Raw genomic sequence first — 25,658 nt, 5'->3', positions numbered from 1 at the left:
CGACGAACGGCTGCGAATGCCGTGGATGGACCCCGGCGGACCGGCCCGCCGGGGCGGTGCTCAGCAGGGGCGCTTGCGCAGTTCCATCACGTAGTCGTGGGGGGCGCCGGCGGACTCGGCGGCGTCGGCGATCTCGCCGAGGTACCGGGCCGAGGGCAGACCACCCTCGTAGCCGTTGAGGACGTAGCACCAGGCCGCCTCCTCGCCGTCGAGCGTGTGCACCCTGATCCTCATGCGGCGGTAGATGTCGAGCCCGACCCCCTCCCAGCGGTCCATCGAGTCCTCGTCGAGGGGCGCGATGTCGTAGAGGGCGACGAAGACCTGGGAGCGCGGGGCTTCGACGACCGTGGCGAGGGCGCCCTCCCAGCCCATCTGCTCGCCGCCGAAGGTGAGCCGCCAGTCGTTGATCCAGCCCGTGCCGCGCAGCGGGGAATGCGGGGCGCGGCGCGTCATCAGCCGCGGGTCGAGGTTGCCGGCGTACGCGGCGTAGAGCGACATGGGATCGAGGGTACGGGAGGGTCGGCCGTGGTGGACCTACCGGATGGCCGGGCCTGGAGTGAAGCACCTTGGCGCGTGCGGGACAATGGCGTACGGAATGCATCCCCCGGGGACACCCCCCGGACCGCCGGCCGGGGCGGCAGCCGGCCGGGTAGACGTGAGGTGGGCTTTTCGTGACCCGGATCGTGATCATCGGCGGTGGACCCGGCGGCTATGAGGCGGCGCTCGTAGGTGCGCAGCTCGGCGCGGAGGTGACCGTCGTCGACTGCGACGGTCTGGGCGGGGCGTCGGTGCTCACCGACTGCGTGCCCTCCAAGACCCTCATCGCGACCGCCGAGGTGATGACCAACTTCGACAGCTCGTACGAGGAGCTGGGGATCATCGTCGCCGACGACACCCCGCCGCTGGAGCAGTCGGCCCGCGTGGTCGGCGTGGACCTCGGCAAGGTCAACCGGCGCGTGAAGCGGCTGGCGCTGGCCCAGTCGCACGACATCACCGCCTCCGTGACCCGGGCCGGCGCCCGCGTGATGCGCGGCCGCGCCAAGCTGGGCGGCCCGCAGGGCATCGACGGCACCCGCGACGTGATCGTCACCGCTGCGGACGGCACCGAGACGATCCTGACCGCCGAGGCGGTGCTGATCGCCACCGGCGGCACCCCCCGCGAGATCCCCGACGCCCAGCCCGACGGCGAGCGCATCCTGAACTGGACCCAGGTCTACGACCTGGACGAGCTCCCCGAGGAGCTCATCGTGGTCGGCTCCGGCGTCACCGGTGCCGAGTTCGCCGGCGCCTACCAGGCCCTGGGCTCGCGGGTCACGCTGGTCTCCTCCCGCGACCGGGTGCTCCCGGGCGAGGACCCGGACGCAGCGGCGGTCCTGGAGGACGTGTTCCGGCGCCGCGGCATGAACGTGATCTCCCGCGCCCGCGCGGAGTCCGCGAAGCGCGTGGGCGACCGGGTGGAGGTCACCCTCGCCGACGGCCGCGTGATCTCCGGCACGCACTGCCTGATGGCGGTCGGCGCGGTCCCGAACACCCGCGACATGAACCTGGAGGAGTCCGGGGTCAAGCTGAAGGAGTCGGGCCACATCTGGACCGACAAGGTCTCCCGGACCAGCACCCCGGGCGTGTACGCGGCCGGTGACGTGACCGGCGTCTTCGCCCTCGCCTCGGTGGCGGCGATGCAGGGCCGGATCGCGATGTACCACTTCCTCGGCGACGCGGTGACCCCGCTGAACCTGAAGACGGTCTCGTCCAACGTCTTCACCGACCCGGAGATCGCGACCGTCGGCTACACGCAGGCGGACGTGGACGCGGGCAAGATCGACGCCCGGGTCGTGAAGCTCCCGCTGCTGCGCAACCCGCGCGCGAAGATGCAGGGCATCCGGGACGGCTTCGTGAAGCTGTTCTGCCGCCCGGGCACCGGGATCGTCGTCGGCGGCGTCGTGGTCTCCCCGCGCGCGAGCGAGCTGATCCACCCGATCTCGATCGCGGTCGACAACAACCTGACCGTGGAGCAGATCGCAAACGCGTTCACGGTGTACCCCTCTCTGTCGGGTTCGATCGCCGAAGTGGCCCGCCAGCTGCACACCCGCAAGGCCTAGCGGGGACCGTCCGCACCGCCAACCGCCACTGGTGGAAGGGGTTTTGGGGCGCCCTGCCGAAACGTTCGGCCCGGACCGCGGGGTCCGGGCCGCGCGTATACCACTACTCGCCCCACGGTGCGGACAACTTCGGAAATCCGGCGCAAGGAGCTGAAAGCAGACGGTCGTTGGCGTTACTGTCGGTTTCGTGTTCGCTGCAGAACGTCGCCAGTTGATCCTCGAAATGGTGCGCGCCAACGGAGCCGTCTCGCTCCGTGAGCTCGCCCGCGTCGTCCAGACCTCCGAAGTGACCGTACGGCGGGACGTGCGGGCGCTGGAGGCAGAAGGACTCCTCGACCGCCGGCACGGCGGTGCGGTCTTGCCGGGCGGTTTCACGCGGGAGTCCGGCTTTCCGCAAAAGTCCCATCTCGCGACGGCGGAGAAGACCGCCATTGCCGATGTCGCCGCCGGACTCGTCGAAGAGGGCGAGGCCATCGTCGTCGGCGCGGGCACCACCACCCAGGAGCTGGCCCGCCGGCTCGCGCGGGTGCCCGGCCTGACCGTCGTCACCAACTCCCTCCTGGTCGCCCAGGCCCTGGCCCACGCCAACCGCGTCGAGGTCGTGATGACCGGCGGGACCCTGCGCGGTTCGAACTACGCGCTGGTCGGCAGCGGTGCCGAGCAGTCCCTCCAGGGGCTGCGGGTCTCCCGGGCCTTCCTGTCGGGCAGCGGCCTGACCGCCGAGCGCGGGCTGTCCACGTCCAACATGCTCTCCGCGAGCGTGGACCGGGCGCTCGTCCAGGCGGCGGCGGAGGTCGTGGTCCTCGCGGACCACACCAAGCTCGGTACGGACACCATGTTCCAGACCGTGCCCACCGATGTGATCACCCGTCTGGTCACCGACGAGCCGCCGCCGCACGACGACCGCTCGCAGACCGAGCTCCAGGCCCTCGCGGACCAGGGGGTGCAGATCACGGTCGCCGGTTCGGGGCTGCCGGGCGCCGCCGGGGGCGACGGGCTGGGCGGCGGGCGCCGCCCGCAGCGCCGGGAGTCGCCGCTGCCGGTCCAGCGCCGGGCCGGTACCGCAGCCCCGCTGCGGGCCGCCGCCCTCGTGGACCCGGGGGAGCGGGCCCGGGTCGCGGACCTGCGCAGGCGCTGAGCACCGTACGCACGCGGGAAGCCCGAAGGCCCCGTCCGGTTCCGAACCGGGCGGGGCCTTCGGGTGCGTACGGTCCGGCGGGGTGCGCCCGCCGGACCGTACGGCCTCAGTCCTTGATCTCGCAGATCGTGGCGCCGGAGGTGAGGGAGGCGCCGACCTCGGCCGTCAGGCCGACGACGGTGCCGGAGCGGTGCGCGTTGAGCGGCTGCTCCATCTTCATGGCCTCCAGGACGACGACCAGCTCGCCCTCCTCGACCCGCTGGCCCTCTTCGACCGCGACCTTGACGATCGTGCCCTGCATCGGGGAGGCCAGGGTGTCGCCGGAGGCGGCCGGGCCGGACTTCTTGGCCACGCGGCGCTTGGGCTTGGCACCGCCCGCGGCGGCCGTGCGGGCCAGGGTCATGCCGAGCGAGGAGGGCAGCGAGACCTCCAGGCGCTTGCCGCCGACCTCGACCACGACGGTCTCGCGGCCCGGCTCGTCCTCGGTCTCCTCGGCCGCGGGGGCCGCGAACGCCGGGATCTCGTTGACGAAACCGGTCTCGATCCAGCGGGTGTGCACCGTGAACGGCGTACCGTCCGCGGGCGCGAAGGCCGGGTCGACGACGACCGCGCGGTGGAACGGGATGGCCGTGGCCATGCCCTCCACCTTGAACTCCGCCAGGGCGCGGGCGGCGCGCTGGAGGGCCTGCTCGCGGGTGGCGCCGGTGACGACCAGCTTCGCCAGCAGGGAGTCCCAGGCGGGGCCGATGACCGAGCCGGTCTCGACGCCCGCGTCCAGGCGGACGCCGGGGCCGGTGGGCGGGCTGAAGAGGGTCACGGTGCCGGGGGCGGGCAGGAAGTTGCGGCCCGGGTCCTCGCCGTTGATGCGGAACTCGAAGGAGTGGCCGCGCAGCTCGGGGTCCCCGTAGCCGAGCTCCTCGCCGTCGGCGATGCGGAACATCTCGCGGACCAGGTCGATGCCGGTGACCTCTTCGGTGACCGGGTGCTCGACCTGGAGGCGGGTGTTGACCTCGAGGAAGGAGATCGTGCCGTCGGCGGCGACGAGGAACTCGACGGTGCCGGCGCCCACGTAGCCGGCCTCCTTGAGGATGGCCTTGGAGGCGCGGTACAGCTCGGCGTTCTGCTCCTCGCTCAGGAAGGGGGCCGGGGCCTCCTCGACGAGCTTCTGGTGGCGGCGCTGGAGCGAGCAGTCGCGGGTCGAGACCACGACCACGTTGCCGTGGCTGTCCGCCAGGCACTGGGTCTCGACGTGGCGGGGCCGGTCGAGGTAGCGCTCGACGAAGCACTCGCCGCGGCCGAAGGCGGCCACGGCCTCGCGCACGGCGGACTCGTAGAGCTCGGGCACCTCTTCGAGGGTGCGGGCGACCTTCAGGCCGCGGCCGCCGCCGCCGAAGGCCGCCTTGATGGCGATCGGCAGGCCGTGCTCCTCGGCGAAGGCGACGACCTCCTCGGCGCCCGAGACCGGGTCCGGGGTGCCGGCGACCAGCGGGGCACCGGCGCGCTGGGCGATGTGACGGGCCGCCACCTTGTCGCCGAGGTCGCGGATGGCCTGCGGGGGCGGGCCGATCCAGGTCAGGCCCGCGTCGATGACGGCCTGGGCGAATTCGGCGTTCTCGGAGAGAAAGCCGTAACCCGGGTGGATGGCGTCGGCACCGGAATCGGCGGCGGCCTGGAGCACCTTGGAGATGTCCAGGTAGCTCGCGGCCGGGGTGTCACCGCCCAGGGCGAATGCCTCGTCTGCCGCGCGGACGTGCAGAGCGTCCCGGTCCGGATCTGCGTAGACGGCTACGCTCGCGATCCCGGCATCCCGGCAGGCCCGGGCAACGCGGACAGCGATTTCGCCACGGTTGGCGATGAGCACCTTGCGCACGATGGCTCCCTCCTTGAAACAAGCTGAGTTTAGGGACAGCCGACACGGCCTTTCGACCCGTCCCCGGAGGTGACCTTGCCCACACACAGCGTGATGCGAGTGCCGCTCCAGTTTCGAAAACCCTTGTGGCGCCCGGGACCAGGGGAATCCCCGACTGCACAGTAACCCCGTCCTGTGGTCAAGGTCTCTGTCCACGGGGTCACCGCCCCGGGGGGATCCTTTGTGGAGTCCCTACGAACGGGCGAATGTTTCTTTGCGCCGGGGCGGCCGCGGGCACGGCCGCCGTCACTCTTCTTGTCGTCGGGGGTACCCGGCAGTAGCCTCCGGGTCGAACACACTGCGGACGTGTCGTCGGGCGGGGATGGGGGCGTTGGGGTGCGCAGACTCACGGCCGGGGCGGCCGCCCTCCTGCTCTTCGCCGAGGCGCTCGGCTCCGTCCTCGTCCACCACGTGCTCGGCACGGTCACCCGGCGCCAGTCGATGTCGATCGCCGGTATCGATCCGGATGTCATGACCACGACAACATACGTGCTCGGGGCGGCCCTGGGCGGCTACCTCGCCTGCTGTGGTGCGGTCCTGCTGCGCGCGGCCCTGCGCGACCGGCCCCCGGGCCGCGCCGGCCGGATCCTGCTCATCGCCTGCGCGGTCACCCACGCGGTCCTCGGCGCGCTCTCCGTCGGGCTCGTGGGCTGGGGAGGCTTCCTCTTCATGGCGCTCGTCCTCACCCTGCTCGTCCTGGGCCTCACGCTGTACGCCCCCGCCGGGCCGCCCGCCGGGGGCGGGGACGGTGCCGGGCCCGGGGACGCGGTGGCGGACGGGGTGCCCCCGCCCGCCGCCGCTTAGCCGCCCCGGGGGCTCTGGGAGGGGCGTACGGGCCTTGGCGGGCCGTGGCGGGAGGCCGGGGCCCCTCAGGCCCCTCAGGCCTCAGGAACCCCTCAGGCCCACAGGTCCGTGACGGACACGCCCAGTTCGCCCAGGAGCGAGCGCAGCAGCGGCATCGAGATGCCGATGACGTTGCCGGGGTCGCCGTCGATGCCGTCGATGAACGGGGACGAGAGGCCGTCCAGGGTGAACGCGCCCGCCACGTGCAGGGGTTCGCCGCTGGCCACGTACGCCGCGACCTCCGCGTCCGTCGGCTCGCCGAAGCGGACCGTGGTGGAGGCGGTCGCCGAGACCTGCCGGCCGGTCGCCGTGTCGATCACGCAGTGCCCGGTGCGCAGCACCCCGCTGCGGCCCCGCATGGCCTTCCAGCGGGCCGTGGCCTCCTCGGCGTCCGCGGGCTTGCCGAGGGCCTCGCCGTCGAGCTCCAGCACCGAGTCGCAGCCCACCACCAGGGCGCCCGCGGCCTCCGCCAGGGCGGCGACCACGCCGGCCTTGGCCTCGGCGAGGGCGAGGGCCAGCTCGGCGGGGCTGTCCGCGGTGACGGAGTCCTCGTCGAACCCGCTCACGATCACGTGCGGGGCGAGTCCGGCCTGCCGGAGCAGGTTGAGGCGGGCGGGGGAGGCGGAGGCGAGCACCAGGGAGCGCGCGGGCTGGTTGGTCATGCGGCCATCGTAGGGAGCGGCGCGGGGGCGTGTCAGACCCCCAGCAGGTAGACGACCACCAGCATGGCGATCACCAGGACCACGGTCATCCGGCGGATCATCGCCTGGGCCTCGCGCATGTCCTCGGGGGGTTCGTTCTTCGGGTCGGACCAGAGCATGTGCCGATCCTGGCCCGCGGGACGCCGGTGGCGCCTGAGTACGGGTACTCAGGCGCCACCGTCCCGGAGGATCATCTCCACCCGGGCCGAAGGTCCCGTACGGGTGGGGACCCGTACGGGTGCGGCCCCGGTGCCGGGGCCTATCCGGGCCAGTACGTGCGGGCCCAGGAGCCCGGGCCGGGGTGCGGGGGCCGGCGGCGGGCCACGCGCGCCGGGTCCGACCACCCGTCCGGGGTCCGGGAGGCGCCCTGCGGCGCCGCGGCCAGCGCCGCGGCGCGCGCTTGGACCACCGCCAGGGCGGCGGCCAGCTCCTCGGGGGTCGGGTTGCCCTTGACGACCTTGATCATGCGAACAGCCCTTCTGCTACAGCGGGATGTTGCCGTGCTTCTTCGGAGGCAGGGACTCGCGCTTGGTGCGCAGCTGCCGCAGGCCCCGCACGATGTGCCCGCGGGTGTCCGACGGCAGGACGACGGCGTCGACGTAGCCGCGCTCGGCCGCCACGTACGGGTTGAGGAGGGTGTCCTCGTAGTCGGCGATCAGCTCGGCGCGCACGGCCTCCTGGGCCTGGGCGTCGCCGGCCTCGGCGATGGTGCGGCGGTGCAGGATGTTGACCGCGCCCTGGGCGCCCATCACGGCGATCTGCGCGGTGGGCCAGGCCAGGTTGAGGTCCGCGCCCAGGTGCTTGGAGCCCATGACGTCGTACGCGCCGCCGAAGGCCTTGCGGGTGATGACGGTGATCAGCGGGACGGTCGCCTCGGCGTACGCGTAGATGAGCTTGGCGCCGCGGCGGATGATGCCGTTGTACTCCTGGTCGGTGCCCGGCAGGAAGCCCGGGACGTCGACGAAGGTCAGGACGGGCACGTTGAAGGCGTCGCAGGTGCGCACGAAGCGCGCGGCCTTCTCGGAGGCGTTGATGTCCAGGCAGCCGGCGAACTGCATGGGCTGGTTGGCGACCACGCCCACCGGGTGGCCCTCGACCCGGCCGAAGCCGGTGACGATGTTCGGGGCGAACAGCGCCTGGGTCTCCAGGAACTCGCCGTCGTCGAGCACGTGCTCCAGCACGGTGTGCATGTCGTACGGCTGGTTGGCGCTGTCCGGGATGAGGGTGTCGAGCTCCAGGTCCGAATCGGTGACCGCGAGGTCGGCCTCCTCCGGGAAGGCCGGCGGCTCGGACAGGTTGTTCGAGGGCAGGTAGGACAGCAGCGACTTGACGTACTCGATGGCGTCCTTCTCGTCCCCGGCCAGGTGGTGGGCCACGCCGGAGGTCGAGTTGTGGGTGCGCGCGCCGCCCAGCTCCTCGAAGCCCACGTCCTCGCCGGTGACCGTCTTGATGACGTCGGGGCCGGTGATGAACATGTGCGAGGTCTGGTCGACCATCACCGTGAAGTCGGTGATCGCGGGGGAGTACACCGCACCGCCCGCGCACGGGCCCACGACCAGCGAGATCTGCGGGATCACGCCGGAGGCGTGGGTGTTGCGGCGGAAGATCTCCCCGTACATGCCGAGGGCCATGACGCCCTCCTGGATGCGGGCGCCGCCGGAGTCGTTGATGCCGACGACCGGGCAGCCGGTCTTCAGCGCGAAGTCCATGACCTTCATGATCTTCTGGCCGAAGACCTCGCCGAGGGAGCCGCCGAGGACGGTGAAGTCCTGGGAGAACACCGCGACCGGGCGGCCGTCCACGGTGCCGTACCCGGTGACGACCCCGTCGCCGTACGGGCGGTTCTTCTCCATGCCGAAATCGGTGGAGCGGTGCCGGGCGAACTCGTCCAGCTCCACGAAGGAGCCCTCGTCCAGCAGCAGCTCGACCCGCTCACGCGCCGTCAGCTTGCCCTTGGCGTGCTGCTTCTCCACGGCCCGCGCCGAGCCGGCGTGCACGGCCTCCTCGGTGCGGCGCCGGAAATCGGCGATCTTCCCCGCGGTGGTGTGGATGTCGATCTGCGTCCCGGAGGACGGCTCGGAGGGGTGTGACATCGGCGTCGCGGCTCCCTGCACTGGGTCAACTCTCATGACTACTGATGGCTACTGGCACGTAGCGTAACGGCGCGCATGGCGCGCGGCAGTGCGGCGTTTCCCACACCTAATGTGGCTTGCATGACGCCATCGGATGCCCCATCCCCCGCACCGTCCGGCCGCTGGTCCAGCCTCGACCGGCCGCCCCTCGCCCTCGCCGCGCTCCGGCGCTCGCTGCTCACCCCCGGCGGCCTGTGGACCTCCGTCGAGCTCGTCGAGCGCACGGGGTCCACCAACACCGACCTGGCCGCCCGCGCCGCGGAACTCCCCGAGGGCGCCGTCCTGGTCGCCGAGGAGCAGACCGCCGGCCGCGGCCGCCTCGACCGCACCTGGAGCGCCCCCGCCCGCTCCGGGCTGTTCTTCTCCGTGCTGCTCAAGCCCGACCCGGCACGGGTGCCCGCCGAGCGCTGGGGCTGGCTGACCCTGCTGGCCGGGGTCGCCGCCGCCACCGCCCTGTCCCGTGCGGCCGGGGTGGACACCGCCCTCAAGTGGCCCAACGACCTGCTGGTCACCGTCGACGGCCACGAGCGCAAGACCGGCGGGATCCTCGCCGAGCGGGCCGGGCCGGGCGGCGAGGGCGTGGTCGTCGGCATCGGGCTGAACGTCACGCTGACCGAGGACGAGCTCCCCGTCCCCACCGCCGGCTCCCTGGCCCTCGCCAAGGCCGCCGTCACGGACCGCGCACCCCTCCTCAAGGCCGTGCTGCGCTCCCTGGAGGAGTGGTACGGGCGCTGGCAGGAGGCCGGGGGCGACCCCTCCGAGAGCGGGCTCCAGGAGACGTACGCGGCCGGCTGCGCCACCCTCGGGCGGCACGTGCGGGCCGAGCTGCCCGGCGGCCGGGAGCTCACCGGGACGGCCGAGGCGGTGGACGCGGACGGCCGGCTCGTGGTCCGTACGGCGGACGGGGAGCGGGAGCGGGTCGGGGCCGGCGACGTGGTTCACCTGCGCGCCGGTCAGTAGGTACGGCCGGTGGGGAGTGAGCTACGGCACACCTGCCGTATGGTTTAGGCGATCGCCGGTCCCGTCGGTGATCACCTGGATCGGCAGGCCAGAGCGCGCGGAATGGACAGGAGGCGGCCCTTGACCGTCGACGACACCGGCTCCAGCGCGCCCGGACCCGGATCCGCCCCGGCCACGCCGATCGGGCGGGACCAGCACACCCCGATGCACGAGGTCGACCACACGGCCGAACCGACCGCGGACCCGCTCGCCATCCGGCTGGAGCAGCTCATCCTCGGCGCCGAGCGCCGGTACACCCCCTTCCAGGCGGCCCGCAGTGCCGGGGTGTCGATGGAGCTCGCCTCGCGCTTCTGGCGCGCGATGGGCTTCGCGGACATCGGGCAGGCGCGGGCGCTGACCGAGGCGGACGTGCTGGCGCTGCGGCGGCTGGCGGGCCTGGTGGAGGCCGGGCTGCTCAGCGAGCCGATGGCGGTGCAGGTCGCGCGGTCCACGGGGCAGACCACGGCCCGGCTCGCGGAGTGGCAGATCGACTCCTTCCTGGAGGGGCTGACCGAGCCGCCCGAGCCGGGGATGACCCGTACCGAGGTGACGTACCCGCTGGTGGAGCTGCTGCTGCCGGAGCTGGAGGAGTTCCTCGTCTACGTGTGGCGGCGGCAGCTGGCCGCGGCCACCGGGCGCGTGGTGCAGGTCGCCGACGACGAGGAGATGGTGGACCGGCGGCTCGCGGTGGGCTTCGCCGACCTGGTCGGCTTCACCCGCCTGACCCGGCGGCTGGAGGAGGAGGAGCTCGGCGAGCTCGTCGAGACCTTCGAGACCACGGCCGCGGACCTGGTGGCCGCGCACGGCGGCCGGCTGATCAAGACCCTCGGCGACGAGGTGCTGTACGCGGCCGACGACGCCGGGACCGCCGCCGAGATCGCGCTGCGGCTCATCGAGACCATGGACAGCGACGAGTCCATGCCCGAGCTGCGCGTGGGCATCGCCTTCGGCACGGTCACCACGCGCATGGGCGACGTCTTCGGCACCACGGTGAACCTGGCCAGCCGGCTGACCTCGATAGCCCCGAAGAACACCGTGCTGGTGGACGGTGCGCTCGCGGAGGAGCTCGGCCGCACCGGCGAGTCCCCGCTGTCGGAGAAGGACGCCGAGCTCGCGGGCGACACCGCCCCGGGCACCTCGAAGCCGTACCGCTTCGCACTCCAGCCGATGTGGCAGCGGCCGGTGCGCGGGCTCGGGATCGTGGAGCCCTGGCTGCTCACGCGCCGAGCCCCTAAGCTCCCCGGGTAACGATCGTTAACCGGGAGGGTTCGCCATGACGTCCGCACCGCACGAGCAGGCCGCCGCATCCGCATCCGACGCGGCGGGGCGGAGCGCGGGGGAGCGCTTCGGGGAGTTCGTGGAGGTGCGCCGGCACGGGGACGGCGGGCACGTGGCCGAGCTGGTGCTGGACCGCCCCAAGGCCATGAACGCCGTCTCGACCGAGATGGCGCGCTCCATCGCGGCCGCCTGCGCCGCCCTGTCGGCGGACCCCTCGGCGCGGGTGGTCGTGCTGACCTCCACCCACGAGCGGGCCTTCTGCGTGGGCGCGGACCTCAAGGAGCGCAACTCCTTCACGGACGCGGACCTCGTGCGCCAGCGGCCGACCGCGCGGGCCGCCTACACCGGCGTACTGGAGCTCCCGATGCCCTCGATCGCGGCGGTCGGGGGCTTCGCCCTGGGCGGCGGCTTCGAGCTGGCGCTGTCCTGCGACCTGATCGTGGCGGACGGGAACGCCCTGGTGGGCCTGCCGGAGGTCTCGGTCGGCGTGATCCCGGGCGGCGGCGGTACGCAGCTGCTGCCGCGCCGGGTCGGGGCCGCGCGGGCCGCCGAGCTGATCTTCTCCGCCCGCCGGGTGGAGGCCGCCGAGGCCCTGTCGCTGGGGCTGGTGGACTCCCTGGTGGCCGCCGGGGAGGCCCGTACGGCCGCCCTGGAGCTGGCGCGGGCCATCGCGGGCAACTCGCCCGTGGGGCTGCGGGCCGCGAAGCGGGCGCTGCGGCTGGGGCACGGGATGGACCTGCGGGCCGGGCTGGAGGTCGAGGACGCGGCCTGGCGCTCGGTGGCCTTCTCCGGGGACCGGGCGGAGGGCGTGGCGGCCTTCAACGAGAAGCGCCGGCCGAACTGGCCCGGCGAGTAGGGCGGCGGGGCGGATGCGGCGGCGGGTCGACCGACTGCCGCATTTGTCCTGATGAATTCGGACAAAACTTCTCAGCGGTGTTTAGCCTTGAGTGATGGGACTTGACGAGCGGCTGCGGGCCGTCGTGGGCCTCGCCCAGGCCATGGCCGCGGCGCACACGCCGCAGGAGAGCGTGCGGGCGGCCGCGGGCGGTGCGCGGGTGGCGATGGGCGGCTCCTTCGCCGCCGTCTCCGCCTGGGAGCGCGAGCGCGGCCGGCTCCGGGTGCTGGTGAACGAGGGGGAGCGGCGGCCCGGCGAGGAGGAGTTCCCCGCCGACGAGTCGTACCCCGTGCACGACTTCCCCGAGATCACCGAGGTCCTGCACGAGCGCTGGGCCGGCGGCGGCGGTCCGCACGCCTGGGTGGAGGAGGCGGGCGGTACGGGCCGCAGGTCGGCCTCCCTGCGGCGGCGCGGGCGCGGCAGCTGCGTGGTGGCGCCGGTGGTCCTGCGCGGGCGCGCGTGGGGCGAGCTGTACGTGGCCCGGGAGGCCGGGGAGCCGCCCTTCGGGCCCGGGGACGCGGAGTTCGCGGCGGTGCTGGCCGCGGTGGTCGCGGCGGGGCTGGCGCAGAACGAGCGGCTGGAGGAGGCCCGCAGACTGGCCTTCACCGACCCGCTGACCGGGCTGGCCAACCGCCGGGCCGTGGACGTGAGCCTGGACGGGGCCCTGGAGCGGCACCGCGCGGACGGCACGGTCGTCAGCCTGGTCGTCTGCGACCTGAACGGCCTGAAGAAGGTCAACGACACCCTCGGGCACGCCACCGGCGACCGGCTGCTGGAACGGTTCGGCTCGGTGCTGAGCCGCTGCGGGGCGCGGCTGCCCGGGGCGCTGGCCGCCCGGCTCGGCGGGGACGAGTTCTGCCTGGTGGCGGTGGGTCCGGCGGCCGACGAGGTGGTGGCCGTCGCCGCGGAGCTGTGCACCCGGGCCGCCGCCCTGGAGCTCGGCGAGGGGGTGGCCTGCGGGATCGCCTCCACCGGCGACCCCATCGGGCAGGTGAAGTCCTCCCGGCGGCTGTTCCGCCTCGCCGACGCGGCGCAGTACCGGGCCAAGGCGGCCCGCTCCGCCGAACCGGTGGTCGCGGGCCGCGACCACGCCGTCGTACCGCTCGCGGACAGCGCGCAGCCCGGGACGGGGGAGCGGCGGCGCTTCCGGGGGCGGTAGGCGGGCTCCCCGGCGCCCGGCACGCGCCGCCTGCGGGCCGGCGGGCGGGGCCCCCGGCGCCGGCGTGCGACCCGCCCCCTGCCGCCTCCCCGGGCCGGGAAGGGCCTCGCGGCGGCCGGTAAGGGGCACCCTCCGAACTCACTAGTGACATGTAGGGATTCAATCCGTAGGGTGCTGAATATGGATATGCACACTGTCGTGCTGGGGACCTCCGGCACCACCGCCGAGGACGTGATCGCCGTCGCCCGCGGCAACGCACGGATCGAGCTGTCCGCCGAGGCCCTGGACGCCCTCGCCCGCGCCCGGGAGATCGTGGACGCCCTCGCCGCCAAGCCCGATCCCGTCTACGGGGTCTCGACCGGCTTCGGCGCCCTCGCCACCCGCCACATCAGCCCCGAGCTGCGCGCCCAGCTCCAGCGCAACATCGTCCGCAGCCACGCGGCCGGCCTCGGCCCGCGCGTCGAGCGCGAGGTCGTCCGCGCCCTGATGTTCCTGCGGCTCAAGACCGTGGCCTCCGGCCACACCGGGGTCCGCCCCGAGGTCGCCCAGACCATGGCCGACGTGCTCAACGCGGGCATCACCCCCGTCGTCCACGAGTACGGCTCCCTCGGCTGCTCCGGGGACCTCGCCCCGCTCTCGCACTGCGCGCTCACCCTCATGGGCGAGGGCGACGCCGAGGGCCCCGACGGCACCGTGCGCCCCGCCGGCGAACTCCTCGCCGAGGCCGGCATCACCCCCGTCGAGCTCCGCGAGAAGGAGGGCCTCGCCCTCCTCAACGGCACCGACGGCATGCTCGGCATGCTCGTCATGGCCATCGCCGACCTGGGCACCCTCTACACCAGCGCCGACATCACCGCCGCGCTGTCCCTGGAGGCCCTCCTCGGCACCGAGAAGGTCCTCGCCCCCGAGCTGCACGCCATCCGCCCGCACCCCGGCCAGGGCGCCTCCGCGGCCAACATGGCCGCCGTCCTCAAGGACTCCGGGCTCGTCCGGCACTTCCAGGAGGAGTCCGCGCCCCGCGTGCAGGACGCCTACTCCGTGCGCTGCGCCCCGCAGGTGGCCGGCGCCGGCCGCGACACCCTCGCGCACGCCGCCCTGGTCGCCTCCCGCGAGCTGGCCGCCGCCGTCGACAACCCCGTCGTCCTCCCGGACGGCCGCGTCGAGTCGAACGGCAACTTCCACGGCGCCCCGGTCGCCTACGTCCTGGACTTCCTGGCCATCGTCGCCGCCGACCTCGGCTCCATCTGCGAGCGCCGCACCGACCGGCTCCTCGACAAGAACCGCAGCCACGGCCTGCCGGCCTTCCTCGCCGACGACGCCGGCGTGGACTCGGGCCTGATGATCGCCCAGTACACCCAGGCCGCCCTGGTCAGCGAGATGAAGCGGCTGGCCGTACCGGCCTCCGCCGACTCCATCCCCTCCTCCGCCATGCAGGAGGACCACGTCTCCATGGGCTGGTCCGCGGCCCGCAAGCTGCGCACGGCCGTCGACAACCTCTCCCGGATCGTCGCCATCGAGCTGTACGCCGCCACCCGCGCGATCGAGCTGCGCCGCGGGCTCACCCCGGCCCCCGCCAGCAGCGCCGCCATCGCGGCCACCCGGGCCGCGGGCGTCGAGGGCCCGGGTCCGGACCGCTTCCTCGCCCCCGACCTGGCGGCGGCGGACGCGTTCGTCCGCGCGGGCGGCCTCGTCGCCGCCGTGGAGCCGGTCACCGGCCCGCTGGCCTGACCCGTACGGGCCGCCCGGCGGGTCCGGCCGGTCCGTGGGTCCGGCCCATCCGGAACGGAAAGCGGAACACGCGCGGGAAACACCCGCAGGGAGCACTCAGTACGGCCGGAGGGCCGCCGCCGGATCGACCGGGGGCGGCCCTCCGGGCGTTTCGGGGTCTCCCCGCGGGCCCGGCCGGCAGCCGCCGGCAGGACCGCGGGCCGGCGGGCCGGCGGGGCTCAGGAGCCCTGCCGGCGGGTGGCCGAGAAGGTGACGAAACCGGCCCCGATGCCCAGGCAGAGCATCCCTCCGAGCAGGTACGGAGTGGTGTCCGCACTGCCGGTGTCAGCCAGGCTGACCTGCTGTGCGGCCGGTTCCGGGCCGGGTGCGGACAGCACGGCGCGGCCTTGCGGGGCGGAGCCGGCCCGGTCCGTGGTGGCGTTCGCCGAGGGGACGAACCAGAGGGCGGCGAGGAGGGTTCCCGCACCGATGGCGGTGAGCAGCGGGCGACGTGCGGACACGGAGCGATCCCCCTTGTGGCAGCAGCGAATTGGCCGTGTGCGCCGATGCTAATGAAAGGGGCGGGTCGTGGGAAAGCCAGGGGGTCCGCGGCCGTACGCTCCGTGCCATGAGCACTTCTGAGTCATCACGATACGTACGTCTTAGGGTTGATTTGGTGCTGGAGGTGTCGGGACCCGAGGAGCTGACCGGGGCCGCACTGGCGCACATCGCCGCCGACGAGTTCATGCCGGACGAGGAGCGGGGGCACGCCGAGGCGGCCGTACGGGAAGACGAAGCGGAAGCCCTCGCCTACCTGGTCGACCCCTTCGACCTGGTCTCCGAGGTCCCCGGTGTGGAACTGGCCCAGGCCTCCTGGAGCACCGAGCCCGTCGAATACGACCCCGAGTCGATGGAGTGGGACCTCGACGAGGAAGATGGGGGAGACAGCGCGGAGGACGACCGGTAGCCGCGGAGCGGCCGTGGGATGGCCCACATCCGTCCGGACGTGGAACCGAAACCGTGCGCACGTGCGTTGTCACAACGAGGCAGGGAGGTCTTGCGACTCCCTGCCCGGGGATGCTTGGGGTGAATCGGCAACGATGGAGAAGCGTGTGAGGACGGACAGCAAGCGGCGGCGCAGGGCCCTGGCGGCGGCTTCCGCCCTGCTCGGCGGCGTACTGGTGCTGACGGCGTGCAGCGACGGTGACACGAAGGGCGGGGCATCGGACCCGGGCAGGAAGTCGCAGGCGGACGCCGATGCGGCGGCGGCCCAGGACGCCTCGAAGGCCCGAATAGCCATCAAGCCGGAGAACGGCAAGACCAACGTGGGCATCAACAGCTCCGCGCTCGTCACCGTCGAGGAGGGCACCCTCACCAAGGTCGAGATGAAGACCGCCGACGGCACCGCCGTCGAGGGCGAGATCTCCGCCGACGGCAAGAAGTGGGAGCCGAAGGACAAGCTGAAGCGCGCGACCAAGTACACGCTGGCCGCCACCGCCAAGGACGCCGAGGGCCGCGAGGCCCACGAGAACAGCTCCTTCACCACCGTCTCGCCGGAGAACAGCTTCATCGGCACGTTCACGCCGGAGGACGGCTCCAAGGTCGGCGTCGGCATGCCCGTGTCGATCACCTTCGACAAGCCGATCAAGGACCGCAAGGCCGTCCAGTCCGCGATCACGGTGAACACCACCGGCGGCCAGGAGGTCGTCGGCCACTGGTTCAACTCCCAGCGGCTCGACTTCCGCCCGGAGGAGTACTGGAAGGCCAACTCCACCGTCACCATGAAGATGTCCCTGGACGGGGTCGAGGGCGCCCCCGGCGTCTACGGGGTCCAGGAGCGCACGGCCACCTTCAACATCGGCCGCAGCCAGGTCTCCGTGGTCGACGCGAAGACCAAGAAGATGACGGTCACGCGCGACGGACAGGTCGTCAAGACCATCCCGATCTCCGCGGGCTCGCCGGAGACCCCGACGTACAACGGCCAGATGGTGATCTCCGAGAAGTTCAAGGAGACCCGGATGAACGGCGCCACGGTCGGCTTCACCGACGCCGACGGCAAGGGCGAGTACGACATCAAGGACGTGCCCCACGCGATGCGGCTGTCGACCTCCGGCACCTTCATCCACGGCAACTACTGGGGATCCGACTCGATCTTCGGCAGCGTCAACACCAGCCACGGCTGCGTGGGCCTGAACGACACCAAGGGCGCCAACGACCCCAACACCGAGGCGGCGTGGTTCTACGAGAACTCCCTCATCGGTGACGTGGTGACCGTCCAGAACTCCCCGGACAAGCAGATCCAGCCGGACAACGGCCTCAACGGCTGGAACATGGACTGGTCCGCCTGGAAGGCCGGCTCGGCCGTCTGATCCGGCCCGCACCCCGCCACTCCGCCGCCGGCGGGACCCCTGCCCACCCGGGCCGGGGTCCCGCCGCCGGTGTTTCGGGGGGCGCGCTCCGGCGCGGCCCGGCCCCCGTCCAGAGCCTCCCGGCGCGATCCGGCCGCCCGGCGTGCACCGGCCGCGCGGTCCGGCGCCCGCCCTGCGTAGGGTCGGGTGCATGAGCGATCCGAAGATCACCGTGCTCGGTGCACCGCCCTCCGACCCCGAGGTCGAGGCCTGGCTCGCCGTCACGACCGCCGCCCACGCCCACGACCTGGGGCACCTCCCCGGCCTCCCCGCCCCCGGCCGGGTCGAGACCGCCGGCCGGCTGCGGGTCCCGCCCGCGCGCGGCCGGGCCCTGTGCCTGGCCGTCGAGGCCCCCGAGGGCACGGGCGGTGCGGAGGGCGCGGGCGGCACGGCGTACGACGCGGTGGCGGCCCTGCTGCTCTACTCCGACCCGGGCAACCTCCACACCGCCTTCCTGGACCTCCTCGCCGTCCGACCGCAGGCCCGCCGCCGCGGCGCGGCCACCGCCCTGTGGGAGCGGCTGCGGGAGGAACTGGCCGCCGACGGGCGCACGTCCGTGTCCGCCCTCGTGGACCTCGGCGGCCCCGGCGAGGCCTTCGCCCGCCGCCTCGGCTTCGAGAACGTGCTGCCGCTCGCCTGGTACGTGCAGGACCTCGGCCGGCCGGGACTGCGCGAGGCCGCGGCCGCCGTCGCCGAACCCGCGGGCTACCGCTTCACCGGCTGGCCCGGCATCGTCCCCGACGAGCTCGCCGACGCGGCGGCGGCGGCCCACGGGGCCATGGCGGACGCCCCCACCGGCGACCTCGACGAGCAGACCGTCCGCTGGGACGCCGAACGGCTCCGCTCCGCCGCCCGCCTGGTCCTCGACCGCGGCGGCCGCATGTACACCGTGGCCGCGCTCACCCCGGCCGGCGACGTGGCCGCGTACACCGAGGTGGTGCTGCCCGAGCCGGACACCGGGCGGGCGGTCCAGTACGACACCGTGGTCGTCCCCGCCCACCGCGGCCACGGCCTCGGCCGGGCCGTGAAACTGCGGATGACCGCCGAACTGGCCGACCGCCACCCCGGCGTCCGCACCCTCGCCACCACCGTCGCCGACGGGAACACGGCGATGCTCGCCATCAACGAGCGCCTCGGATACGTCCGCGAGCGCGCCTGCGGGTACTTCCAGCTCGCCCTCTGAGCCGGCCGGTCGGCCTGCCCGGCACCGGGCGTCCGTTACGGGGCCCCAGAGCCCTCACGGGTCCTACGGGGCCCACACGTAGCGGACGTCCGGCTCCCGCTCCTCGTTGCCCGAGCCGTCCGTGTGCTCCGCCGCCGTGAAGCCGTGCCGCTCGTAGAACCGCCGCGCCGGACCGTTGACCTGGAAGGTCCACAGCTCCAGCCCCTGCGGCGAGCGCTCCTTCGCCAGCGCCACGAACAGGTCGCCCAGCCCCTGCCCGCGCCGCTCCGGCGCCACGTACAACTGCTCGACCACCCCGTCCTCCAGCACCATCACCCCGACGGCCGCGCCCTGCCCGTCCCGCGCGGTCCAGGCGCTCCCGGAGGGCACCACCACGTGCCGGAACCAGCCGTGCACCTCCTCGTCCGAGTGCGCCCGGCGCACGGTGGGCAGCGCCGCACCGTACGCGCGCAGCCACACCTCCGCGAGCTCCGCGGCGTCCGCACCGGTGGCGGGGGAGAGGGAGAAGCCGCTCACAGGCTCAGGGCCTCCGTGTCCACGCCCCACGAGGACAGCAGCCGCAGGGCGTCGGCCGAGGGGGAGCCCGGCTCGGCGTGGAAGACGACCAGCGACTGCTCGGTGTCGTCGGGCAGGTTGAAAGTTTCGAAGGACAAGGAGAGCTCACCCACCAGGGGGTGGCGCAACTGCTTTGTCCCGTGGGTCTTGCTGGCCACCGTATGGGCCGCCCACAGGGTCCTGAACTCGGCGTTCTTCACGGACAGTTCGCCGACCAGCGCCGACAGCCGGGGATCGTCGGGATGGCAGCCCGCGTACAGCCGCAGATGGCTGACCACGTAGCAGGCCTGGCACTCCCACTCCGCGAACAGGTCGCCAGCGGCCGGATCGAGGAAGACCAGCCGGGCGAGGTTGCGGTCCTCGGCGGGCATGGCCGCGAAGTCCCCGAACACGGCCCGCGCCATGCGGTTCCAGCCGATCACGTCCAGCCGCCGCCCCAGCACGTACGCCGGGACGCCCTCCATGGCCTCCAGCAGGGTCAGCAGCTCCGGACGCACCTGCTGCGGGCGGCTGCTGACCCGCTTGCGCCGGGCCTTCGGCTTCGCCAGGTGCGTCAGGTGGTCCCGCTCGGCCCCGTCGAGCCGCAGGGCCCGCGCGATCGAGTCCAGCACCTCGGCGGACACGTTCTGCCCGTTCCCCTGCTCGAGGCGCGTGTAGTACGCCACCGACACCCCGGCGAGCTGGGCCAGCTCCTCGCGGCGCAGCCCCGGCACGCGCCGGTGCCGGCCGAAGTCCGGCAGGCCCACGTCCGCCGGCTGCAGGCGGGCGCGGCGGGAGCGGAGGAACTCACCCAGTTCGGCTCGCTGATCCATGGGGAAAGTATCGCCGGGCCGCACGGGGCGCGCGGGGGTGATCCTGACCCTGCCAGGGGTAGGACCAGCAGTCGTACGCGCGGCAGGAGTCTGGGCCCGCGCCCGCCCCTGCGGCATCGTTTCCGACAGCTCGCACCCGAGTCCCGCGAGCCCTGCTGACGAGGAGCCCCCGGAATGTCCGTCACCTCCGTTGCCGCCTACGCCGCACCCGCTCCGAAGGCGCCGCTGGAGCGCACCACCGTCCCGCGCCGCCCGCTCGGTGCGCACGACGTCCTGATCGAGATCAAGTACTCCGGCATCTGCCACTCCGACATCCACCAGGCCCGCGACGGCTGGGGCGAGGGCATCTACCCGATGGTGCCCGGCCACGAGATCGCCGGGATCGTCGCGGCCACCGGCCCGGAGGTCACCCGGTACGCGGCCGGGGACCGGGTCGGCGTCGGCTGCTTCGTCGACTCCTGCCGCACCTGCGCGTACTGCCTCGCCGGGCAGGAGCAGTTCTGCACCGAGGGCATGACCGGTACGTACAACGGCCGGGACCGCAGCGGCGAGCCGACGTACGGCGGCTACTCCACGCACATCGTCGTCGACGAGAACTACGCGGTCCGCATCCCCGAGGCCCTCCCGCTCGACACGGCGGCCCCGCTGCTGTGCGCCGGCATCACCCTGTACTCCCCGCTGCGGCACTGGAAGGCCGGACCCGGCAAGAAGGTCGCCGTCGTGGGCCTGGGCGGGCTCGGGCACATGGGCGTGAAGATCGCGGCCGCGCTCGGGGCCGAGGTCACCGTCCTCTCGCAGTCCCTGCGCAAGAAGGAGGACGGGCTGCGGCTCGGCGCCTCGGACTACCGCGCCACCAGCGACCCGAAGACCTTCGAGGACCTGGCCGGGGCCTTCGACCTGGTGGTCTCCACCGTCTCCGCCCCCCTCGCGCTGGACGCCTACCTCGGCCTGCTGAAGGCCGACGGGGTCCTCGTCAACGTCGGCGCCCCCGAGGAGCCGGTCTCCCTCAACCTGTTCTCGGTGATCGGCGGCCGCAAGTCCCTCGCCGGATCCATGATCGGCGGGATCGCGGAGACCCAGGAGATGCTGGACTTCTGTGCGGAGCACGGTCTCGGCTCGGAGATCGAGCTGATCCGCGCCGACCAGATCAACGAGGCGTACGAGCGCGTCGTCAACAGCGACGTCCGCTACCGCTTCGTGATCGACGCCTCGACGATCTGACCGTCTGACGCCCGTCTGCCCGCCAGGCGACGGCAGGGCCGGGGTGCCCGGCCTACTCCTCCGGGGCCGCGGGCACCCCGGCCACGCCTACCGGGCAGGAGACGCCCGTCCCGCCGATCCCGCAGTAGCCGCCGGGGTTCTTGTCCAAGTACTGCGGGTCATTCCACTTCTCATTGCGTAGAATTAGTGACTCTTCGTAAAGGGGTGGGAAGTGAGCGGAGCGGCACCGGCGATCCCGGTGGTCTCGTACGCGCGTATCTCCGCCGACACGGCCGGGGACGGCCGCGGCGTCGAGGACCAGCACAAGGTGAACGGGGAGACTGCGGCCCGTCTCGGCTGGACGATCGTCCACCGCTACACCGACAACGACCTGTCGGCGGCGAAGGCGGGTGTGGTGCGCCCGGACTTCGAGGCCATGGTGAAGGCGCTCAAGTCAGGGCACATGCCGGACGGGCAGCCCGTACGCGGCGTCATCGTGGTCGCGGACGATCGGCTCACGCGCCGGGCGGGCGACTACGAACGGTTCGTGGACGCGCTCACGTACGAGGAAGGGCGCGTCTACGCCGACGCCAAGGGGTCGAAGAACCTCTATAGCGAGGACGTGGAGTCCATGGGCCTCTTCGGCGTCGTCATCTCCAAGATGGAGGTGCGCAAGATGCAGCGGCGTGCGCGCCGCTCTCACCGCGCCCGCGCGGAGCTGGGCATCCCGGTAGGCGGCAAGCGTCCGTTCGGTTGGAAGGACGACAAGCTCACGCTGGAGCCTGAGGAAGCGGCGTGGCTGGCGAAGGGTGCCCGTGAGGTGATCGCGGGCAAGTCCATGCACTCGATCCTCCGCGAGTGGCGGGAGGCAGGCGTCCGCACGATCAACGACAAGGAGTGGGCGAGCCGCTCGCTGAAGCTCGCACTGTGGAACCCGCGGCTGTGTGGCTGGCGGAAGCACAACGGCGAGCTGGTCCGCGATGCCAACGGTGTGCCGGTTGTGGGTCGCTGGGAGCCGATCATCACCCCGAAGGAGTGGATGGCCATCGATGCCGTCTTCTCGGCCCGAGTCGGTCCCAACCTGAAGTCCGACGGGACGGTCACGGACTACCGCACCCCGTCGTACCTGCTGACCGGAATTCTCCGTTGCGGAAAGCCCGGTGGGGACGGCCAGATCTGTAACGCGCCCCTCCGTGCAACCGCGCGGCCGGATCTCTCCGGCGGCTATCTCTACCAGTGTCCGAGCAAGGAAATGGGCGGGTGCGGTGGCACGGGACGCAACGGTGCCAAGATTGACGAATTCATCACGGAGGCGGTTCTGGCGAAGCTGGAGGAACGGGCGGCCAGGACGACGCACGCGGACGAGAAATGGACCGGGGAAGACGAACTGGAACGCTTGACGCGGAAGCAGCGCAAGCTCCTCCAGGCTTGGCAGGAGGACCAGATCTCGGATGAGTTGTTCTTCCCTGAGAGCCAGAGGATGGAATCTCTGGTCAAGGAACTACGTGCGGACCGTACGCGCCACGTCCTCAACCAGCAGCGTGCGGCCCGGGTCACGGGCGACGTACGCGAGCGCTGGACCTGCGGCGGGCTGGACCTCACGCAGAAGCGAGCCCTGATCAGGGAGGCACTGCACGCGGTGATCGTCCTGCCGGTGGGCGGCGGAGGCCGACGCCCCTTCAACCCTGACCTGCTGGTCCCGAAGTGGCGCGACTGACAGGGAGCTGAAACGGAAAGGGGCACGGTCATCCGGCTGGTGCCCCCCGCAGACCGCTTTCAGCACCGGCGGCAGCATCGGCCCGGCACGCCTGTGGGCATGCCGGTGCCTGGTCAGCCGCTCGTGCGCCGGGTCGGGAGAGGGGCGTCGGTCACTCCCCAGGAGCCTCGGCGATGCCGATCGGGCACGCCACGCCCGTCCCGCCGATGCCGCAGTAGCCGTTGATGTTGCGGTCCAGGTACTGCTGGTGGTAAGGCTCCGCAGGCCAGAAGGGGCGGTCGGCGGCCGGGAGGACCGTCGTGGTCACGGGGGACCGGTGGCCCGCGGCGGCCAGGGCCTGCCCGTAGGCGGCCCGGGAGGCCTCGGCGGTCTGCTGCTGGGCCTCGGAGTGGGTGTAGACGGCCGAGCGGTACTGCGTGCCGACGTCGTTGCCCTGGCGGAAGCCCTGGGTGGGGTCGTGGTTCTCCCAGAACACCTTCAGCAGGGCCTCGTAGGAGACGAGCGAGGGGTCGAAGACCACGCGGACCACCTCGGTGTGCCCGGTCAGGCCCGAGCAGACCTCCTCGTACGACGGGTTCTGCGTGTACCCGCCCTGGTAGCCGACCAGGGTGGTCCAGACGCCCGGCGTCTGCCAGAACTTGCGCTCGGCGCCCCAGAAGCAGCCCAGGCCGAAGTCGGCCGTCTCCAGGTGGGGCGGGTACGGCCCGGCGAGCGGGTTGCCGAGGACCGTGTGGGCCGCCGGGAGCTCGAAGTCCGGGAACGGGCGGCCCTTGAGGGCCTGCTCGGGCGTGGGCAGCTCGGGGGTGCGGCGGCCGTACAGCATGGGTGCTCCTCGGGGCGGTCCTGTGGTGCGGGCGGCAGTCGTACAACGTGCGGGGGGCGGGGCTGATTCCCGCCCCCGCCCGCCGGGAAGACGGGGGCCGCCCGCCCGTATCCCGCGCCTCAGCGCGACAGGGTCGCCGGGGAGCCGCCGTTCGCCTCGTACCCGGCCACGGCCAGGGCGCGGTACACGGCGTACTCCGCCGCCGGGTCCGGGCTGTGCGACCAGGGCAGGGCGCCGACGTACCCGTCCACCCGCTTCAGCTGCTCCATGGCCTCCGCCCACCGCTCGGCCCGCACCAGGAAGAACAGCAGCAGGTGGCGCACGTGCGCCAGCACCGGGTCGTCGGCGCGCGCGGACTGGGCGGCGTACAGCGCCCCGTCCATCGCCCGGGTGACCACGGCGCTCTGGTAGAAGTTCTGCGAGAGCGTGATCTCCGGCAGGTGCTCGAAGACCGCGAACAGCGGGAGCGCGGCCAGCAGGGACCCCTGCGGGGCGCGGGCCGCGGCGGCGTGCGCGAAGGCGTCGGCCTGCCCGCGCGAGCCGTGCCACTTCTCGCACCAGTAGTGCAGGGCCGCCAGGTGCGCCCCCATGTGCCGCGGGGCGCGGTCGAGGATCTTGGCCCACAGCTCGTCGAACTGCGGCTCCGGGTACGCCAGCCCGCGGGCGACCGCCAGCTCCGTGATGTACGGGACCGGGTCGCCGGGCGCGAGCAGCGCCGCGTCACCGCAGGCCGTACGGGCCTCTTCGAGGATGATCCGGTGGTCGTCGGAGCCCACGCCGCCCGAGGCCCGCCAGGCCTGCTGCACCAGGAACTCGGCGTGCACCTGCGCGCCGCCCGCGTCCTTCGGGGACTCCAGCCGCCAGGCCCGCAGCCAGCCGGCGCCGGTGCCGGGCTGCTGCGACAGCTCCAGGGCCGCGGCGCCCGCGAAGGCCTGTACGCGCTGCCAGCGGACCTCCCCGTCCTTGGGGGTGCCGGCCAGCAGCTGGGAGGCCGCCCGCCAGTCCCGGCTGCTCTGCACCAGGCCGAGCACGTCCATCAGGTCCTGGTCCGGGCCCGGCACGCGGATGTCGAGGAGCTCCTGCCGTACGAAGCCGTAGGAGGCCGGGTCGGCGGCGTCGGGCGCGCCCGGGGACACCAGCCGGATCCCGCCGCGCCGGCGGCGGAGGTACGGGACGAGGACGGCCGCCAGCATGCCCATCGCGAACAGGAACCACAGAATCTCCATGCCTCAAGCGTTCCACATCCCCGCAGCTCCGCGGGGCGGGCCCGGGGCGCTGCGGGCGGCGGGGCGGCGGTGGCGCCGTCAGGCCCCAACGGGGGAACTCGTGGACGCGGCGCTGCGCAGCATCGTTTCTGCTTTCTTATGCGCCCTTAACTTCGCGCCATGACCATGCGCCACGCTGTGACCGCGACCTTCGGAGCCCTGGTGATCGCCGCCGCGCTGCCGGGCGCCGCCTCCGCCGCCGACAACGGGACCTTCACGTACAGCTACCCCGGGTCCTCCAAGGACATCGCGGTCCGCATCGCCAACCCCCGCCAGGACACCTGCCACGACTTCGGCGGGCTCCCGGACGGGCAGTTCGCCGACCGCCTGCACAACCGCACCGCGATGACGGCCCTCGTCTACCCGAAGAAGAAGTGCACGGGGGACGCGGTCCTGGAACTGGCGCCGGAGGAGGCCGCGGAACTCGACGAGTACACGGAGGCCAAGTCCGTCCGCTTCGTGCACCCCGACGAGAAGGAGCCGGCGGAGGAGCCCGCGGAGGCGGAGGAGCCGGCGGAGGAGGGGACCGAGGGCGTCGAAGAGGCCGAGGAGGCCGAAGAGGCCGAAGAGCCGGGTGAGGCCGAGGAAGCGGACGAGGCGGACGCCGAGGAGGAGTCCGACGAGGGCTCGGATGAGGGCTCCGACGAGGACTACGAAGACCAGGACGCCGACGCCGACGGGAGCGGGGAGGACGGGGAGGCGGACTACGCCGACGGGGCGGAGGACCGGGCCCTCGCCCGCGCCGCCCGCGTTCTCGGGGCAACCCCCGCCGCGGACTTCCTGCACGCCTGGGGCTGACGGGGCGGGCCCTGCTGCTCGCGGCGGCATAGGCTCT

25 protein-coding genes and 1 pseudogene are annotated in these 25,658 nt (G+C 73.0%); 14 read left to right on the top strand and 12 right to left on the bottom strand.

The annotated features are described in order from the left end of the window. Window positions 1-60: 60 nt before the first annotated feature. Window positions 61-498 carry a gamma-glutamylcyclotransferase family protein gene (locus ACZ7JZ_RS00925; protein WP_470931791.1) on the bottom strand — a complete coding sequence of 146 codons (438 nt, stop codon included), beginning with the start codon at window positions 496-498 and terminating at the stop codon, window positions 61-63. A 173-nt stretch (window positions 499-671) separates the two neighbouring features. On the opposite strand from ACZ7JZ_RS00925, the gene ACZ7JZ_RS00920 reads away from it, so the two are divergent. Together ACZ7JZ_RS00920 and ACZ7JZ_RS00915 are read left to right on the top strand one after the other, a co-directional pair. Further along, the gene (locus ACZ7JZ_RS00920; protein ID WP_470931789.1) at window positions 672-2,099 is read left to right on the top strand and encodes an NAD(P)H-quinone dehydrogenase; all 1,428 of its coding nucleotides are present in this window, start codon (window positions 672-674) and stop codon (window positions 2,097-2,099) included. 187 nt (window positions 2,100-2,286) lie between these two features. Further along, the gene (locus ACZ7JZ_RS00915; RefSeq protein WP_470931787.1) at window positions 2,287-3,237 is read left to right on the top strand and encodes a DeoR/GlpR family DNA-binding transcription regulator; all 951 of its coding nucleotides are present in this window, start codon (window positions 2,287-2,289) and stop codon (window positions 3,235-3,237) included. 106 nt (window positions 3,238-3,343) lie between these two features. On the opposite strand, the gene ACZ7JZ_RS00910 is transcribed toward ACZ7JZ_RS00915, so the two are convergent. Further along, window positions 3,344-5,107: an acetyl/propionyl/methylcrotonyl-CoA carboxylase subunit alpha gene (locus ACZ7JZ_RS00910; RefSeq protein ID WP_470931785.1), complete on the bottom strand. Its 1,764-nt coding sequence runs from the start codon at window positions 5,105-5,107 to the stop codon at window positions 3,344-3,346. A 375-nt stretch (window positions 5,108-5,482) separates the two neighbouring features. Here ACZ7JZ_RS00910 and ACZ7JZ_RS00905 point away from each other — a divergent pair, with 375 nt between their 5' ends. After that, window positions 5,483-5,950: a hypothetical protein gene (locus ACZ7JZ_RS00905; RefSeq protein WP_470931783.1), complete on the top strand. Its 468-nt coding sequence runs from the start codon at window positions 5,483-5,485 to the stop codon at window positions 5,948-5,950. A 92-nt stretch (window positions 5,951-6,042) separates the two neighbouring features. On the opposite strand, the gene ACZ7JZ_RS00900 is transcribed toward ACZ7JZ_RS00905, so the two are convergent. The 4 genes from ACZ7JZ_RS00900 to ACZ7JZ_RS00885 form a co-directional block, all read right to left on the bottom strand. Continuing rightward, window positions 6,043-6,651 (bottom strand): nucleoside triphosphate pyrophosphatase, encoded by a 609-nt coding sequence (locus ACZ7JZ_RS00900; RefSeq protein WP_470931781.1) that lies wholly within the window; start codon window positions 6,649-6,651, stop codon window positions 6,043-6,045. Window positions 6,652-6,683: 32 nt separating this feature from the next. Further along, the gene (gene mmpB / locus ACZ7JZ_RS00895; RefSeq protein WP_470931779.1) at window positions 6,684-6,809 is read right to left on the bottom strand and encodes a morphogenic membrane protein MmpB; all 126 of its coding nucleotides are present in this window, start codon (window positions 6,807-6,809) and stop codon (window positions 6,684-6,686) included. A gap of 140 nt (window positions 6,810-6,949) precedes the next feature. Further along, complete coding sequence (locus tag ACZ7JZ_RS00890) at window positions 6,950-7,156, bottom strand: acyl-CoA carboxylase subunit epsilon (RefSeq protein WP_470931777.1); 207 nt, start codon at window positions 7,154-7,156, stop codon at window positions 6,950-6,952. A gap of 16 nt (window positions 7,157-7,172) precedes the next feature. After that, window positions 7,173-8,783 (bottom strand): acyl-CoA carboxylase subunit beta, encoded by a 1,611-nt coding sequence (locus ACZ7JZ_RS00885; RefSeq protein ID WP_470931775.1) that lies wholly within the window; start codon window positions 8,781-8,783, stop codon window positions 7,173-7,175. 120 nt (window positions 8,784-8,903) lie between these two features. Here ACZ7JZ_RS00885 and ACZ7JZ_RS00880 point away from each other — a divergent pair, with 120 nt between their 5' ends. From ACZ7JZ_RS00880 to hutH, 5 genes are all read left to right on the top strand, one after another. After that, complete coding sequence (locus ACZ7JZ_RS00880) at window positions 8,904-9,782, top strand: biotin--[acetyl-CoA-carboxylase] ligase (RefSeq protein ID WP_470931773.1); 879 nt, start codon at window positions 8,904-8,906, stop codon at window positions 9,780-9,782. A 120-nt stretch (window positions 9,783-9,902) separates the two neighbouring features. Beyond that, complete coding sequence (locus tag ACZ7JZ_RS00875) at window positions 9,903-11,069, top strand: adenylate/guanylate cyclase domain-containing protein (protein WP_470931771.1); 1,167 nt, start codon at window positions 9,903-9,905, stop codon at window positions 11,067-11,069. Window positions 11,070-11,094: 25 nt separating this feature from the next. After that, window positions 11,095-11,955, top strand: a complete 861-nt coding sequence (locus ACZ7JZ_RS00870) for an enoyl-CoA hydratase/isomerase family protein (protein ID WP_470931769.1) — start codon at window positions 11,095-11,097, stop codon at window positions 11,953-11,955. 94 nt (window positions 11,956-12,049) lie between these two features. After that, complete coding sequence (locus ACZ7JZ_RS00865; protein WP_470931767.1) at window positions 12,050-13,153, top strand: GGDEF domain-containing protein; 1,104 nt, start codon at window positions 12,050-12,052, stop codon at window positions 13,151-13,153. A 186-nt stretch (window positions 13,154-13,339) separates the two neighbouring features. Continuing rightward, on the top strand, window positions 13,340-14,881 hold the full coding sequence (gene hutH, locus ACZ7JZ_RS00860) for a histidine ammonia-lyase (protein WP_470932423.1): 1,542 nt from the start codon (window positions 13,340-13,342) through the stop codon (window positions 14,879-14,881). A 218-nt stretch (window positions 14,882-15,099) separates the two neighbouring features. Here the strand turns inward: hutH and ACZ7JZ_RS00855 are convergent, their stop codons facing one another. Further along, window positions 15,100-15,381 (bottom strand): LPXTG cell wall anchor domain-containing protein, encoded by a 282-nt coding sequence (locus tag ACZ7JZ_RS00855; protein ID WP_470931765.1) that lies wholly within the window; start codon window positions 15,379-15,381, stop codon window positions 15,100-15,102. A gap of 155 nt (window positions 15,382-15,536) precedes the next feature. Here ACZ7JZ_RS00855 and ACZ7JZ_RS00850 point away from each other — a divergent pair, with 155 nt between their 5' ends. From ACZ7JZ_RS00850 to ACZ7JZ_RS00840, 3 genes are all read left to right on the top strand, one after another. After that, window positions 15,537-15,827: a hypothetical protein gene (locus ACZ7JZ_RS00850; protein ID WP_470931763.1), complete on the top strand. Its 291-nt coding sequence runs from the start codon at window positions 15,537-15,539 to the stop codon at window positions 15,825-15,827. Window positions 15,828-15,960: 133 nt separating this feature from the next. Then, window positions 15,961-17,229 (top strand): L,D-transpeptidase, encoded by a 1,269-nt coding sequence (locus tag ACZ7JZ_RS00845; RefSeq protein WP_470931761.1) that lies wholly within the window; start codon window positions 15,961-15,963, stop codon window positions 17,227-17,229. A 190-nt stretch (window positions 17,230-17,419) separates the two neighbouring features. Beyond that, entirely contained in the window at window positions 17,420-18,451 is a 1,032-nt protein-coding gene (locus ACZ7JZ_RS00840) for a GNAT family N-acetyltransferase (protein ID WP_470931759.1), read from the top strand. A gap of 63 nt (window positions 18,452-18,514) precedes the next feature. Here the strand turns inward: ACZ7JZ_RS00840 and ACZ7JZ_RS00835 are convergent, their stop codons facing one another. Both ACZ7JZ_RS00835 and ACZ7JZ_RS00830 read right to left on the bottom strand, forming a co-directional pair. Then, on the bottom strand, window positions 18,515-18,967 hold the full coding sequence (locus ACZ7JZ_RS00835; protein ID WP_470931757.1) for a GNAT family N-acetyltransferase: 453 nt from the start codon (window positions 18,965-18,967) through the stop codon (window positions 18,515-18,517). After that, complete coding sequence (locus ACZ7JZ_RS00830; RefSeq protein ID WP_470931755.1) at window positions 18,964-19,818, bottom strand: helix-turn-helix transcriptional regulator; 855 nt, start codon at window positions 19,816-19,818, stop codon at window positions 18,964-18,966. The genes ACZ7JZ_RS00835 and ACZ7JZ_RS00830 overlap by 4 nt, the downstream gene beginning before the upstream one ends. A gap of 174 nt (window positions 19,819-19,992) precedes the next feature. Between ACZ7JZ_RS00830 and ACZ7JZ_RS00825 the strand changes: the two genes are divergently transcribed. Next, complete coding sequence (locus ACZ7JZ_RS00825; RefSeq protein WP_470931753.1) at window positions 19,993-21,039, top strand: NAD(P)-dependent alcohol dehydrogenase; 1,047 nt, start codon at window positions 19,993-19,995, stop codon at window positions 21,037-21,039. A 52-nt stretch (window positions 21,040-21,091) separates the two neighbouring features. On the opposite strand, the pseudogene ACZ7JZ_RS00820 reads toward ACZ7JZ_RS00825, so the two are convergent. Beyond that, window positions 21,092-21,193 (bottom strand): annotated as a pseudogene (locus ACZ7JZ_RS00820) (peptide-methionine (S)-S-oxide reductase MsrA); the annotation flags it as partial. A 57-nt stretch (window positions 21,194-21,250) separates the two neighbouring features. Between ACZ7JZ_RS00820 and ACZ7JZ_RS00815 the strand changes: the two are divergent. Then, on the top strand, window positions 21,251-22,735 hold the full coding sequence (locus ACZ7JZ_RS00815; RefSeq protein ID WP_470931751.1) for a recombinase family protein: 1,485 nt from the start codon (window positions 21,251-21,253) through the stop codon (window positions 22,733-22,735). 151 nt (window positions 22,736-22,886) lie between these two features. On the opposite strand, the gene msrA is transcribed toward ACZ7JZ_RS00815, so the two are convergent. Beyond that, a complete protein-coding gene (gene msrA, locus ACZ7JZ_RS00810; protein ID WP_470931749.1) occupies window positions 22,887-23,558 on the bottom strand; it encodes a peptide-methionine (S)-S-oxide reductase MsrA in 672 nt (223 codons plus the stop codon). 119 nt (window positions 23,559-23,677) lie between these two features. Beyond that, window positions 23,678-24,784, bottom strand: coding sequence for a hypothetical protein (locus ACZ7JZ_RS00805; protein WP_470931747.1), 1,107 nt, complete (start codon window positions 24,782-24,784; stop codon window positions 23,678-23,680). 159 nt (window positions 24,785-24,943) lie between these two features. Between ACZ7JZ_RS00805 and ACZ7JZ_RS00800 the strand changes: the two genes are divergently transcribed. Continuing rightward, window positions 24,944-25,621 (top strand): hypothetical protein, encoded by a 678-nt coding sequence (locus ACZ7JZ_RS00800; protein ID WP_470931745.1) that lies wholly within the window; start codon window positions 24,944-24,946, stop codon window positions 25,619-25,621. Window positions 25,622-25,658 lie beyond the last annotated feature (37 nt).

This window comes from Streptomyces sp. NPDC038213 (genome assembly GCF_055600495.1).
The sequence above is the reverse complement of the archived record's forward strand: the minus strand, read 5'-3'. Positions and strand labels throughout refer to the sequence as shown.

Bases quoted from the DNA above. Each gene is read 5' to 3' on its own strand.
- ACZ7JZ_RS00825 (WP_470931753.1), top strand. From the start codon at position 19,993: ATGTCCGTCACCTCCGTTGCCGCCTACGCCGCACCCGCTCCGAAGGCG.
- ACZ7JZ_RS00840 (WP_470931759.1), top strand. From the start codon at position 17,420: ATGAGCGATCCGAAGATCACCGTGCTCGGTGCACCGCCCTCCGACCCC.
- ACZ7JZ_RS00805 (WP_470931747.1), bottom strand. From the start codon at position 24,784: ATGGAGATTCTGTGGTTCCTGTTCGCGATGGGCATGCTGGCGGCCGTC.
- ACZ7JZ_RS00870 (WP_470931769.1), top strand. From the start codon at position 11,095: ATGACGTCCGCACCGCACGAGCAGGCCGCCGCATCCGCATCCGACGCG.
- ACZ7JZ_RS00845 (WP_470931761.1), top strand. From the start codon at position 15,961: ATGGAGAAGCGTGTGAGGACGGACAGCAAGCGGCGGCGCAGGGCCCTG.
- msrA (WP_470931749.1), bottom strand. From the start codon at position 23,558: ATGCTGTACGGCCGCCGCACCCCCGAGCTGCCCACGCCCGAGCAGGCC.
- ACZ7JZ_RS00890 (WP_470931777.1), bottom strand. From the start codon at position 7,156: ATGATCAAGGTCGTCAAGGGCAACCCGACCCCCGAGGAGCTGGCCGCC.
- ACZ7JZ_RS00830 (WP_470931755.1), bottom strand. From the start codon at position 19,818: ATGGATCAGCGAGCCGAACTGGGTGAGTTCCTCCGCTCCCGCCGCGCC.
- ACZ7JZ_RS00885 (WP_470931775.1), bottom strand. From the start codon at position 8,783: ATGTCACACCCCTCCGAGCCGTCCTCCGGGACGCAGATCGACATCCAC.
- ACZ7JZ_RS00880 (WP_470931773.1), top strand. From the start codon at position 8,904: ATGACGCCATCGGATGCCCCATCCCCCGCACCGTCCGGCCGCTGGTCC.
- ACZ7JZ_RS00800 (WP_470931745.1), top strand. From the start codon at position 24,944: ATGACCATGCGCCACGCTGTGACCGCGACCTTCGGAGCCCTGGTGATC.
- ACZ7JZ_RS00900 (WP_470931781.1), bottom strand. From the start codon at position 6,651: ATGACCAACCAGCCCGCGCGCTCCCTGGTGCTCGCCTCCGCCTCCCCC.
- ACZ7JZ_RS00865 (WP_470931767.1), top strand. From the start codon at position 12,050: ATGGGACTTGACGAGCGGCTGCGGGCCGTCGTGGGCCTCGCCCAGGCC.
- mmpB (WP_470931779.1), bottom strand. From the start codon at position 6,809: ATGCTCTGGTCCGACCCGAAGAACGAACCCCCCGAGGACATGCGCGAG.
- ACZ7JZ_RS00925 (WP_470931791.1), bottom strand. From the start codon at position 498: ATGTCGCTCTACGCCGCGTACGCCGGCAACCTCGACCCGCGGCTGATG.
- hutH (WP_470932423.1), top strand. From the start codon at position 13,340: ATGCACACTGTCGTGCTGGGGACCTCCGGCACCACCGCCGAGGACGTG.